The sequence below is a fragment of the Xanthomonas sp. WHRI 1810A genome (genome assembly GCF_040202885.1).
In the GTDB taxonomy this organism is placed as follows: domain Bacteria; phylum Pseudomonadota; class Gammaproteobacteria; order Pseudomonadales; family Pseudomonadaceae; genus Aquipseudomonas.
Genome location: NZ_JBEGED010000016.1, coordinates 114212 through 126779 on the forward strand (window position 1 = coordinate 114212; position 12568 = coordinate 126779).

Here is a 12568-nt window from a genome sequence, read left to right on the forward strand (position 1 = left end):
GACACTGGCGCCTGATCCATCGCTTTCGCGGGCAAGCGCGCTCCTACAGCCTGCGGCCAGAAACACAAGCCAGTTGATGGTTCCCGCGCGGAGCGTGGGGACGATCAGTCAATGCCGACCTGCTTCTGCCGAAGGCGTAGGAGCGCGCTTGCCCGCGATTCGGAATGTCAGTCACCGCATCGGCGCCGGGAAGAATGCATTCGCGAGCAAGCTCCCCCCACAGGCGCTGTACTCCAGGTTCAGCGCTTCACTCAGTGCTCGTCCGGCCCATCATGCAGCAGGTGAAAGATGTCGCGTTTCATCTTTATGAATTCCGGCTCCATGACCATGTCGAGGTTGCGGGGGCGGTCGATGGGGACGTCCAGGACTTGCTTGATGCGGCCGGGGCGGGCGCCCATGACGAAGATGCGATCGCCCAGCAGGATGGCTTCGTCGATGTCGTGGGTGACGAACAGCACCGTCTTCTTGGTGTGCTCCCAGACTTTCAGCAACAGCTGCTGCATCTGCAGGCGGGTCTGGCTGTCCAGGGCGCCGAAGGGTTCGTCCATCAGCAAAATCTGCGGGTCGTTGGCCAGGGCGCGGGCGATGGCAACGCGCTGCATCATGCCGCCTGACAGCTGCTTGGAGTAGTTGTCGGCAAAGCGCGTCAGGCCCACTTCATTGAGGTAATGCTCGACGATCTCCTTGCGTTCTTTAGCCGGCACGCTGCGCCGCTTGAGGCCGAATTCGATGTTCTGCCGCACCGTCAGCCACGGAAACAACGTATAGCCCTGAAACACCATGCCGCGATCCGCCCCCGGACCGTCGACCTGCTTGCCGCCGACGTAGATCTCCCCGGAAGTGGGTTCGGCCAGGCCTGCGGTCAGATACAGCAGGCTGGATTTGCCGCACCCCGAAGGGCCGACCAATACCGCGAACTGCTGGTCCGGCACTTCGAACGACACCTGCTCCAGCGCGGTGAAGGCGCTGCCCGCCGGCGTCTGGTAACGCAGGCTGACGTTGTCGACCTTGAGCTTCGGCGCAGCGACTGGGGCCACGCCGACGGGTGTGGCGAGCCGTGGGGAAGTTGCGGTTACTGAGCCCATGCGGCCACCTTCAAGCGTAGAAATCTGAAAAGTTGATCAGTGATCAGACCCAGCAGGCCGATCACGGCAATCGCCAGGAAAATCACATCGACCTGGAACCCGCGCATGGCCTTGAGGCTGAGGTAGCCCAGGCCACTCGACGCCGCCACCAGTTCGGCGACCACCAGGTACGTCCAGGCCCAACCCATGGTGACCCGCAGCGTGTCCAGCACCCCCGGCAGCGAGGCCGGTGCGATCACATGCAGCACCGCGTCACGCCGGGTAGAACCCAAGGTGTAGGACGCGTTGATCAGGTCCTTGGAGATCCCTTTCGACACGTCGGCGATCATCACCAGTTGCTGGAAAAACACACCGAAAATGATGATCGAGACCCGTTGCTCCAGGCCGATGCCGATCCACAGGATGAACAGTGGCACGAACGAGGTCACCGGCAGGTAGCGGATGAAGTTGACCAGCGGCTCGAGGAAGGCCTGAACCACCCGGAAGCTGCCCATCAACATCCCCAGCGGGACCGCGACCAGCGAAGAGATCACGAACCCGACCATCACCACTTCCAGGCTGGCCCAGACATGCAGGCCCAGCGTGCCGTCACGGCCCAGGCGAATCGCGGCCTGGACCACATCGCCCGGAGTCGGCAGGAACATCGCGGGCACCACGCCGCCATAAGACAGGCCGGCCCACAGCCCGATCAACAGCATCCAGGCCAGGGCGCTGGCGCTCCAGATCACCTGGATCGGCAAACTGGTCTTGGGCGTCAGGCAGCGGTTCAGCCATGAGTTGCGCTTGGACATACCGTGCTCCTTTTATTTCGGCGTGACGAAACGGTTGTCGATCAAGTCGCTGTAGCTGACGTTGTACGGTTTGCCCTGCAATTCGCTGGCCGCTTCGTTGGCCAGTTTGATCACGCTGGCGGCGTCGCCGGTGCTGCCGTTACTGCCCAGCAGTTTTTCGCTCATGGCCTGGTCGTAGAAACGCACGCCCTTGGCCGCCGCTGCCAGTTCCGCCGGGTCCGCCAGGTAGCCGCCGACGCCCTTGGCCATGATGGCGTAGGCTTCGGTCGGGTGATCCTTGGTGTACTGGACCGCTTTGTAGAGACCGGCCACCAGCGCCTTCACGTCTTCCGGCTGCTTCTCGATCACGTCACAGCTCAGGGCCACGACATCGACGATCACGCCCGGGGTGGTGCTGCTGTCGACCAGGACCTTGCCTTGTTTCTTGTTGCGCACGGCGGACAGGTGCGGTTCCCAGGTCACGGCGGCCGGGACGCGGCCAGCGATGAAGGCAGTCGCGGCGTCATCGGCGGTCATGTTCTGGACCGTCAGGTCGCTCATCTTCATGCCGGCGTTCTTGAGCAGGTAGCTGAGCCAGAACTGCGACACCGAACCTTCGTTGACCGCGACCGACTTGCCCTTGAGGTCCTGCAGGCTGTTGATGCCGTCGCTCACCAACACGCCGTCGCCGCCGTGGCTTTCATCCAGCGCCGCCACGGCGCGGAAGCAGAACTGCGGGCGGTACTTGAGGATTTCATCCAGGGTGGACGCCGAGCCGGACAATTTGCCCGAGGCCTGGGCCGCCATGTACATGGACGCTTCTTCGATGGTGGGCAGGTCGACGGTCAGGCCGGCGTCCTTGAAGTAACCCAGGTCCTTGGCCAGGTACAGCGTGCCGTAACCGACCCAGGTGGTGTGGCCGATGGAGAGGGTGCCTGCCTGTGCGGCGCTGGCCATGCCGGCAGCGATGGCGGTCAGCGCCAGGGGACGTACGCAGCGCGAAACGAAAGACTTGATCATTGAACACTCCCGGAATGATGGTTTTTTTTCATGAATTTCGGGGCAGTGGGGCGTAGCGCCAAAAACTGATTACCTGACGGTCTCTGACGGACCTTTTGCCTCTGTGGGGCAGACCTGATGGTGGCTGAAGTGCAGGGGCAGGAAAATGAGTAAATATGTCGTCGCTGATGAGGAAAAAAATGGGCTGGGGTTGGGGGGTGAATCCCGGCGTCCTCACAGCGCATATCGGTGGATTCTGGCAAGCCAGGCTCCCACGCCCTGCGGGCAGAATCGGAATGGCGCGCGCTTGGGCTTTCGATTCTGGCCAAAGGCCGTGGCAGAAGCGGAACGGCGTGCGCCTAAGCTTTTGATTCTGGCCGGAGGCCGTGGGAGCTGACTTGTCTGCGATCTGCCGGGCACCGGCAGCAGTGCGGTGCATGCGGTGTGTCAGGCATACAGCATTTGCAGGTTTACGACCGGTTCCCGGCCGATCGCTGGCAAGCCAAGCTCCCACGCCCTCCGGGCAGAAGCAGAACGGCGTGCGCCTGGGCTTTTGATTCTGGCCGAAGGACGTGGCAGAAGCGGAACGGCGTGCGCCTAAGCTTTTGATTCTGGCCGAAGGCCGTGGGAGCTGACTTGTCTGCGATCTGCCGGGCACCGGCAGCAACCGGGTGCATGCGGTCTGTCAGTCATACAGCATTTGCAGGTTTACGACCGGTTCCCGGCCGATCGCTGGCAAGCCAAGCTCCCACGCCTTCGGCAGAAGCCAACCCTCACACGCTCACTACACCGCGCTGATGCCCTGTTCGAACCTGGCCGGTTCCACCCGCGTGCCTGACGCGCCCCGCAGAATCATGTCCGCCGCCTTCTCGCCGATCATGATGCACGGCGCATTGGTGTTGCCGCTGATCAGGGTCGGCATCACCGAAGCGTCCACCACCCGCAGGCCTTGGACCCCGTGCACCCTGAGGTCCGGGCCTACCACACTCATCGGGTCGACGCCCATCTTGCAGGTGCCCACCGGGTGGAACACGGTGGCGGCGTACTCACGCACGTAGGTCATCCATTGCTCGTCGGTCTGCACCGCTTTACCGGGCAGCATTTCTTCGCCACGGATGCCGTCGAATTGCGGGTCGGCCAACACCCGTCGCGCCAGTTTCAGGCCTTCGATCAGGACCTTGGCGTCGGCCGGGTCCGAGAGGAAATTGAAGTCGATCACCAACTGACGATTCGGGGCGATGCGCACTTCGCCGATGCTTTTCGGGCGCAGCACGCAGGTGTGAACCGCATAACCGTGACCCCACTCGAACAGCCGCCCGCGATGGCTGCGATAGCCGGGCACGAAGTGAAACTGCACGTCGGGCAACGCTTCGGCCAGTGGCGTGCGGGCAAAGCCACCGGCTTCCACATAGTTAGTGGTCAGCCAGCCCTGTTTGCCGAACAGGTAACGAAATGGCGAGGTCAGGATGCTCGGCAACGAGCCCGCAGAAAACCCCAGGGTCAGCGGGCTTTTGGAGCGGATGGTGATTAGGCCGTCCAGATGGTCCTGCAGGTTCTTGCCGACGCCGGGCAGGTCGTGATGCACCGGGACGCCGGCGCTTTGCAGTTCCGCCGCCGGACCGATGCCCGAGGCCAGCAGCAGTTGCGGACTGCCCAGGGAACCGGCGCACAGCAGCACTTCACGGCGCGCGGTCAGCGATTGTTCCTGTCCTTCGGCTTCGACCCGCACGCCCTTGGCCACTTGCTGTTCCAGGATCAGCGACTTGACCGAGCAATCGGTGATCACCGTCAGGTTCGGTCGGTCCAGCACCGGCGCGACAAAGGCCCGGTAGCTGGACAGGCGCTTGGCGTCCTTTTGCGTGAGGTTGTAGATGCCGCAGCCTTCGAGCTGTTCGCCGTTGAAGTCATCGTTGCGGCGGATGCCCACACGCTCGGCCGCCGCGACGAACAGGCGCGAGACCGGGTTGGGGTCGCGCGCCACGTCCACGTACAGCTCGCCGTCGGTGCCGTGCAGACGCGGGTTCTGACCGATGCGGTTGTTCTCGGACTTCTTGAAATACGGCAGCACGCTGTTCCAGTCCCAGCCTGCGCAACCGGCCTGGGCCCAGCGATCGTAGTCACTGGCGTGGCCGCGAATGTAGATCATGCTGTTCATCGAGCTGGACCCGCCCAACGCCTTGCCGCGCGGCGTGTGCAACGTGCGACCGTTGAGGTGCTTCTGCGGCGCGGACAGGAAGTTCCAGCTGTACTTTTTGCTCTTGTACAGCGTGATGGTGCCGGCCGGGGTCTGGATGCGCGGGCTGTTGTCGTGGCTGCCGGCTTCGATCAGGCAGACACTCACGGCCGGGTCCGCGCTCAGGCGGTTGGCCAGCACGCAACCGGACGAGCCGGCGCCGACGATCACATAGTCGTAGTCGGTTTTCATGCGCTTTTCCTCGCGGTACTCAGGGTTTGATGACGAACGCGACGGCGACTGGCGACGTAGTAGACCGGGGCAATCACCACCAGGCCGACGATCCAGGAAATGTCCGCGCCGCCCATGGCCTTGGCGATGACCCCGGTGTACAGCTCGGTGGCCATGAACGGGACCTGCACCAGGATGCCCAGCAGGTAGCAGCCCACCGCCGTCCAGTTGAAGTAGCCGTAAATGCCGCCGTCGCGCCGGAAGAATGAAGCCACGTCATAGCTGCCATGGGCGATCAGGTAGTAATCCACCAGATTGATCGCGGTCCACGGCACCAGCACGTACAACAGCAGCAGGATGAAATTGGTGTAGTTGGCCATGAAGTCGTCCTGGCCCAGCAGCGCCAGGGTCAGGGAGATCGAGAACAGCACCAGCGCCGTGATGGCCCGGGACAGGGCGCCCGCCGACCATTTAGGCACCAGGGTCTGGCCCACGGTGATGGCTGAAAGCGTGCCGCAATACAGGTTCATGGCGTTAGTGGCCGCGATGCCGATGGAGAACACGGCGACCACCAGGGTCGCGATGCTGCCGGTCATTTCGATCAGCCCGGCGATGATGTCGCCCTCAACGCTCAAACCCACGGTGACGCCCAACGCCATGGGCAGGATCGAGCCCAGGCAGCAGCCCCAGTAGCTGGACCAGAACGCCGATTTGCCACCGGTGTCAGCAGGCATGTAGCGCGAGTAATCGGAAACGTAAGGCGCGTAGGCCAGTTGCCAGAGCGCGGCAATCGACAGGGTGCCGAGGAAGCCCTGCAGGTTGAAGGCATTGCGCTCCAGGAAGTCCGCCGGCAGGCCGTGCACGCCGACGATCCAGATGAAGCTCAGCAGCAGAATCGCCCCCGACAGGTAGGACATGACCCGGGTGTAGGCGTGAATCAGCCGGTAACCGAACACCGTGGCGATGACGCTGATCACGCCCACCAGCACGATGCCTTGATTGGTGCTGAACAGCGGGTAGCGGCTGTGCAGCGATTGCCCGCCCAGCACCAGGTTGGAGGCGAAGAACCCCAGGTACATGATCACCACCAGTGCCACTACCAGCAGCGAACCGTACGAACCGAACTGGCCACGGGTCTGCACCATCTGCGGCACGCCCAGTTGCGGGCCTTGGGCCGAATGCAGGGCCATGAAGATCCCGCCTATCAGGTTGCCGGCGATCAGCGCCACCATGGCGGCCAGGAACGGCAGTTTGAACACGGTCACGGCCAACGCGCCGGTGACCACGGTCAGCAGCATGATGTTGGAACCGAACCAGATGGTGAACAGGTCGCGCGCGCGCCCATGGCGCTGGTCCAGGGCAATGGGCTGGATGGTGCTCAGTTCGAGGGTTGCCGCGCTGGAAGTGTCAGTCATGGGTGTCATCCGCAGTGATATCGCCCGGGTGCATGGCCCGGGCGTGAATGTATGGCTGCTTAACGCAACTGGAACCAGGTGGTTTTCAACTGGGTGTACTTGTCGAATGCGTGCAGGGAAAGGTCTCGGCCAAACCCTGACTGCTTGCCGCCGCCGAAAGGCACACTGACGTCCAGCGCGTCCACGGTGTTGACCGACACGGTGCCGGCATTCAGACGGCCCGCCACCCGGTGCGCGCGGTTCAGGTCGTCGGTCCAGACCGAGGCCGCCAGCCCGTAAATGTGGTCGTTGGCCATCTTCACCGCCTGGTCTTCATCGTCGAAGGCGGTGATCGCCAGCACCGGCCCGAACACCTCTTCACGGGACAGGCGCATCTGCGGCTGCACGTCGGTGAACAGCGTCGGCTGGATGAAGTTGTTGGAGCCGTTGATCAGCCGCCGCTTGCCGCCGGCCACCAGGCGCGCGCCGCTGCTGCTGGCTTCGCTGATGTAGTCCATGACCCGTTCGGCCTGCCGGGCGTCGACGATGGCGCCCATCTTGCTGTTGGGGTCCAGCGGGTCGCCGGGTTGCCAGTCGCGGGTTTTCTCGATCAGGCGCTCGACGAATTCATCGTGGATCGAGCGCTGAACCAGCAGGCGCGAGTTGGCCGAGCACACTTCGCCCTGATTGAAGAAGATCCCGAACGCGGCTTTTTCAGCGGCCAGGTCCAGGTCCTGGCAATCGTCGAACACCAGGTTCGGGCTTTTGCCGCCGCACTCCAGCCAGACCTGCTTGAGGTTGGACTGCGCCGAGTACTGCATGAAGTACTTGCCCACTTCGGTGGAACCGGTGAACGCCAGGGCGTCGATGTCAGGGTGCAGCCCCAGTGCGCGACCGGCCTGTTCGCCCAGGCCGGTGATCACGCTCAGCACGTCCTCGGGCACGCCGGCTTCCAGCGCCAGTTCCGCCAGACGCAGGGCGGAGAAGGGTGATTGCTCGGCGGGCTTGAGGATCACGCTGTTGCCGGCGGCCAGGGCCGGGGCGAGTTTCCAGGCGGCCATGTCCAGCGGGAAGTTCCACGGCACCACCGCGGCGATGACCCCCAGCGGCGCGCGGGTGATGGTGGCCAGCACGTTGCGGGCGGTGGGCGCGACCTGGTCGTACAGCTTGTCCAGGCTTTCGGCGTACCAGGCGAACACGTGGGCAGCGCCCGGCACATCGATCATGTAGGCGTCCAGTACCGGCTTGCCCATGCTCAGGGAATCGAGCAATGCCAGTTCTTCACGGTTCGCCAGAATCAGCTCCGACAGGCGCAGCAGGATGCGCTTGCGCTCGCCCGGCGTCATGCGGGCCCAGGGGCCGTTTTCAAAGGCGTTGCGCGCCACCCTGACGGCCAGATCGACATCGGCGTCGGAGCAGGCGGTGACCCGGGCCAGCAGGGTGTTGGTGGCCGGGTTGATCACGGCAAAGGTCTTGCCGTCCTGAGCGTAATGCGCACGCCCGCCGATGCGCGAAGCATCGATGAAGGACTGTGTGTTTGCCAGGTTCTGCCAGCGGGTCAGGTCGTTCACTGCAAGCTCCAAAATAGCCCGGCGCGGGCTATGTACACGATCAATGAACCGATAGTGGGCCATGTGGCAGGGGCACGAAATGAGTAAAAATGTGTTCGCACGCGATAAAAAAACTCACTAGTCGTGCGCGATTTTGGTGCGTGAAAGTAGGGCTTGATCACAGAACAACAACGCTGCAGATGCACGCAGATCGGCTTCTGCCGAAGGCGTGGGAGCGTGGCTTGTCCCGCGATCTGCCGCGAAGCGGCAGCAAAGCCTGTGGATACGGTTTCGCCTGACACATCTGGGCGTCTGGTTTCATGACGGCTGCGCCGCCAATCGCGGGACAAGCCACGCTGCGGCCAGAATCAAAGGCGCCAGATCCCACGCCGACAGGCCAATCAAAACCCGGCACAAGGTTTTTAGCATCAAGCGCCAAGAATTTGCTGGTTTCGCGGGGCGGGTGTCTGGCGGGAGAATTGCAGCGCAGTGCGGCGGGTGGATCGCGGTGTGGGGCCTGATCGACTACCCTGCGACCCCACGAAACACCTCATCGCTGCGCCCCGTTTTGATGCATCGATTCATGACTCCTGAGGAACCCATGGCGGCTTATAACCTGCGACAACTCAAATACTTCGTCACCACGGTGGAATGCGGCAGTGTGGCCGAGGCGTCCCGCAAGCTCTATATCGCGCAGCCCTCGGTGTCGACGGCCATCAAGCACCTGGAAGAAAGCTTCGGCGTGCAGTTGTTCATCCGCCACCACGCCCAGGGCGTATCCCTCACGCCCAGCGGCGCACGGTTCTACCGCAAGGCCCAGGAGCTGCTGCGGGTGGCCCACGAGTTCGAACAGAACGCCCTGGCCGACAACGACGTGGTCTCCGGGCAGATCGACATCGGCTGTTTCGAAACCGTCGCGCCGCTGTACCTGCCGCGCCTGATCGCCGGCTTCCGCGATCGCTGGCCCGGCGTGGAAATCAGGATTCGTGACGGTGAGCAGCAAGAGCTGGTCCAGGCCCTGACCTCAGGGAGCATCGATCTGGCGATGCTGTACGAACACGATCTGGACAGCACCATCGACACCGCGCCGTTAATGGCGCCGCAGCAGCCTTATGCGTTGCTGCCCGAAGGCCATCGCTTTGCGCATCAGGCCAAGGTTTCGCTCAATGATCTGGTGCTCGAACCCATGGTGCTGCTGGACGTGCAACCGAGCCGGACCTATTTCGTAAGCATTTTCGAGGAGCGCGGGCTGACGCCGAATATTCAGTTCAGCTCGCCGTCCATTGAAATGGTGCGGGGCATGGTGGGGCGCGGGTTCGGGTTTTCGATCCTGGTCACGCGTCCGCATTCGCCCTTCACCTACGACGGGCAGAAGCTGGTGTGCGTGCCGCTGGCCGAGCAAGTCACCGGCTCCGGGTTGTCGGCAGCGTGGCTGCGCCGATCGCAGTTGACCAAGCCGGCGCAGTTGTTTGTCGACCACTGCCGTGAAGTGCTGGCGCCCAAGACGGAGGCCTGACCTCAGCTGTGCAGCGCCACCGCGATGCGTTCGAGCATCGCGTCGCAGGCCGCCAGTTGCGCGAGGCTGACGAACTCATCGGGCTTGTGGCCCTGGTCCATGCTGCCGGGGCCGCAGACCACGGTTGGAACGCCAATGGCGTCGAACAGCCCGCCTTCGGTGCCGAACGCGACGGTGGTGAATTCGCTGGAGCCGCAGAACTGCGCAATCAGCTGCGCCGCCTGGCTTTGGCTGTCGGTGGCCAGTCCCGGGTAGGCCGAGAGTTCTGAAAACCGAATGGCGCTGCCGGCGTCCACCGCGAGCATCCGCGGCAGCACGTGCGCCTGGGCGTAGCGCTCAAGCTGCTCGGCCACGTCCCGTGGGTCGTGGGCGGGCAGGGCCCTGACTTCGAAATCGAAACGGCAATCCGCCGGCACGATGTTCAGCGCCTTACCGCCGCTGATCACGCCGGTCTGCACCGTGGAAAACGGCGGGTCGAAGCGCGGGTCGTGCAGCTCGGGGGCACGCAGCGTCGAGCCGATCCGGCCCAGCTCGCCGATCAGCTCGGCGGCGTATTCGATGGCGTTGACGCCCTGGGGCGCGTAGGCCGAGTGACAGGCCGCGCCGTGCACATCGCAACGCATCGCCAGTTTGCCCTTGTGGCCGAGCACCGGTTTGAGTTCGGTGGGTTCGCCGATGATGCACAGCAGCGGCGTGTGCGGGCGCTGTTCAAGTTCGGCCAGCAGGGAGCGAACGCCCAGGCAGCCGACTTCTTCGTCGTAGGACAGGGCGATGTGCACCGGCATGCGCAACGGCGCAGACAACAGTCGCGGCACGGCGGCCAGGACGCAGGCGATGTAGCCCTTCATGTCTGCGGTGCCACGTCCGTAGAGCTTGCCGTCGCGCTCGGTCAGCTCGAACGGCGCGGTGGTCCACGGCTGGCCGTCCACCGGCACCACATCGGTGTGGCCGGACAGCACAAGGCCCGGACGGTCATCCGGGCCCAGCGTGGCGAACAGGTTGGCTTTGGAGCGGTCGTCGTTGAAGATCAGCTCGCAGGGCACGTCCCATTGCGTGAGGTAGTCGCGGACGTACTCGATCAGGTGCAGATTCGACTCACGACTGGTGGTGTCGAAGCCGATCAATGCGGCCAGCAGCTCGCGACTGTTGCTCATTCATTCATCCCCGGGCACGCCATAACTGGGCGCCTTGGTTGGGTCCAGGGCGCGAACGATGTAATCCTGCATCTGCGGACTGTACGCGGTCCACAGTTGCGTCAGTTTACCGATGGGGTCTTCATCCGCCCAATCGACCCGCAGGTCGACGATGGGCCAGGTCAGCTCGCCCACCACCACCAGCGCTGCGGAGTGTACCGGTCCTGCCTCGCCACCGGCAGCGATTGCCGCCTGCATGGCGGCGAGCAACCGATCGGCCAGTTGGCCGCCGCTGGTTTCGAAGGTGCGCACCAGGCTGTCGATCACGGCGCGGTCGGCCAGCATGTTGCCGGCGCCGACGCACTGTTCGCCCGCCACGGCGTTGTGCGTGCCCAGGGTTTCACTGCCGCTGAAATGCGAGGTCTGGCCCAGGTGGTTGATCGCCGTGACCTGGCGGAACTGGCTGTAGCCGTTGCTCGTCAGCACCTTGTCCAGCGCCTGGGCAGGGGACAGCCCCCGTTCCAGTTGCGCCAGCACTTGCGGGCCCAGCGCGGGGAGGGTGATGTTCTGGGTGGACACCGCGCCCACCCCCGGCAGCAGCCACGGGCAACGGGCGCCCACGGCAATGCTGGAGGAGCTGATGGCGATGCCCAATTGACCGGTTTCGGCGCAGCGGCCGACGATAGAAAACGTCATGGTGTGTGCGTCCAGGTCAGGAAATGACTGCGTCCGGGATGACGGCGATCACGTCGATCTCCATCAGCCATTCAGGTTGGCCCAGCCCGGAAATGATCAGCCCGGTGGAGATCGGGAACACGCCCTTGAGCCATTTGCCGACTTCCTGATAGACCGGCTCGCGGTAGCGGGGGTCGATCAGGTAAGTGGTGGTCTTGACGATGTGGCTCAGGTCGCTGCCGGCTTCTTCCAGCAGTTGCTTGACGTTTTTCATCGCCTGCTCGGCCTGGGCGCGAGGGTCGCCGAGGCCGACGAGGTTGCCGGCGAAATCGGTGCCGATCTGGCCGCGCACGTACACCGTGTTACCGGCGCGCACGGCCTGGCACAGGTCGTTGTCCAGCGACTGGTTCGGGTAGGTCTCTTTGGTGTTGAACATGCGAATGCGCGTGTGGGTCGGCTGAGTCATCGCGGTTTCCTCGTTTCGATTGGGCATGAACCCATTCTGTCCATGCCCGACGGTGCGCGAAACGAGGTTTTTTGTGGTGCTTGGTTATGTAAAAGGTGGTTAGCCCGCGTTGAAACATCATCCCCGTCCCGTTGGAGCGAGGCTTGCCCGCGAAAGCGATGGTTCAGGCCGTAGAGAGGTAGCGGACTTACCGGCCCCTCGCGAGCAAGCTCACTCCTACAGTTTGTGTGTTCGGCGCCGCATTTTCCGGATGCCGACTACCGAATCGCGGGCAAGCGCGCTCCTACAGATTTGTGTCATGCCCGCGGGCTTTGGTGATCATCACCCTGCTTCGCGTCACCGCGCCTCGGCTTTCGATTCTGGCCGAAGGCCGTGGGAGCTGGCTTGTCCTGCGATGGGGCGCGCAGCGGCCCTGGAACCAGACGCCCGAGGTGTGTCAGTCGAAACCGCATCCAGAGGTTTTGCTGCCGCTTCGCGGGCAAGCGCGACCCGGGCAGATCGCGGGACAAGCCACGCTCCTACGCCTTCGGCAGAAGCCAATCGCTGACCTCCTGCCGATCACCTATCCGGTGGGAG

At 63.7% G+C, this 12568-nt stretch carries 11 protein-coding genes; 2 read left to right on the plus strand and 9 right to left on the minus strand.

Translation table 11 applies throughout. The features are described from left to right. Positions 1-251 precede the first annotated feature (251 nt). From ABQX22_RS21460 to ABQX22_RS21485, 6 genes are all read right to left on the minus strand, one after another. Positions 252-1085 carry an ABC transporter ATP-binding protein gene (locus tag ABQX22_RS21460; protein ID WP_349801873.1) on the minus strand — a complete coding sequence of 278 codons (834 nt, stop codon included), beginning with the start codon at positions 1083-1085 and terminating at the stop codon, positions 252-254. Further along, positions 1073-1876, minus strand: a complete 804-nt coding sequence (locus ABQX22_RS21465; protein ID WP_349801874.1) for an ABC transporter permease — start codon at positions 1874-1876, stop codon at positions 1073-1075. The genes ABQX22_RS21460 and ABQX22_RS21465 overlap by 13 nt, the downstream gene beginning before the upstream one ends. A 12-nt stretch (positions 1877-1888) precedes the next feature. Further along, on the minus strand, positions 1889-2875 hold the full coding sequence (locus ABQX22_RS21470; RefSeq protein WP_349801875.1) for an ABC transporter substrate-binding protein: 987 nt from the start codon (positions 2873-2875) through the stop codon (positions 1889-1891). A 763-nt stretch (positions 2876-3638) separates the two neighbouring features. After that, entirely contained in the window at positions 3639-5279 is a 1641-nt protein-coding gene (locus ABQX22_RS21475) for a GMC family oxidoreductase (protein ID WP_349801876.1), read from the minus strand. After that, entirely contained in the window at positions 5276-6673 is a 1398-nt protein-coding gene (locus ABQX22_RS21480) for a purine-cytosine permease family protein (RefSeq protein WP_349801877.1), read from the minus strand. The genes ABQX22_RS21475 and ABQX22_RS21480 overlap by 4 nt, the downstream gene beginning before the upstream one ends. Positions 6674-6732: 59 nt before the next feature. Further along, a complete protein-coding gene (locus ABQX22_RS21485) occupies positions 6733-8223 on the minus strand; it encodes an aldehyde dehydrogenase (RefSeq protein WP_349801878.1) in 1491 nt (496 codons plus the stop codon). 562 nt (positions 8224-8785) lie between these two features. On the opposite strand from ABQX22_RS21485, the gene ABQX22_RS21490 reads away from it, so the two are divergent. After that, on the plus strand, positions 8786-9718 hold the full coding sequence (locus ABQX22_RS21490; RefSeq protein ID WP_349801879.1) for a LysR family transcriptional regulator: 933 nt from the start codon (positions 8786-8788) through the stop codon (positions 9716-9718). A 2-nt stretch (positions 9719-9720) separates the two neighbouring features. Here the strand turns inward: ABQX22_RS21490 and argE are convergent, their stop codons facing one another. Genes argE through ABQX22_RS21505 form a run of 3 tightly spaced genes read right to left on the minus strand, consistent with a single transcriptional unit; the run spans position 9721 to position 12019 of the window. Then, positions 9721-10872 (minus strand): acetylornithine deacetylase, encoded by a 1152-nt coding sequence (gene argE, locus ABQX22_RS21495; protein WP_349801880.1) that lies wholly within the window; start codon positions 10870-10872, stop codon positions 9721-9723. Beyond that, positions 10873-11547 (minus strand): DUF1028 domain-containing protein, encoded by a 675-nt coding sequence (locus tag ABQX22_RS21500; protein ID WP_349801882.1) that lies wholly within the window; start codon positions 11545-11547, stop codon positions 10873-10875. It lies immediately after the preceding gene. 16 nt (positions 11548-11563) lie between these two features. Then, positions 11564-12019: a RidA family protein gene (locus tag ABQX22_RS21505; protein WP_349801883.1), complete on the minus strand. Its 456-nt coding sequence runs from the start codon at positions 12017-12019 to the stop codon at positions 11564-11566. 287 nt (positions 12020-12306) lie between these two features. Between ABQX22_RS21505 and ABQX22_RS21510 the strand changes: the two genes are divergently transcribed. After that, the coding region (locus tag ABQX22_RS21510; RefSeq protein WP_349801884.1) for a hypothetical protein at positions 12307-12568 on the plus strand (262 nt) is incomplete at its 3' end.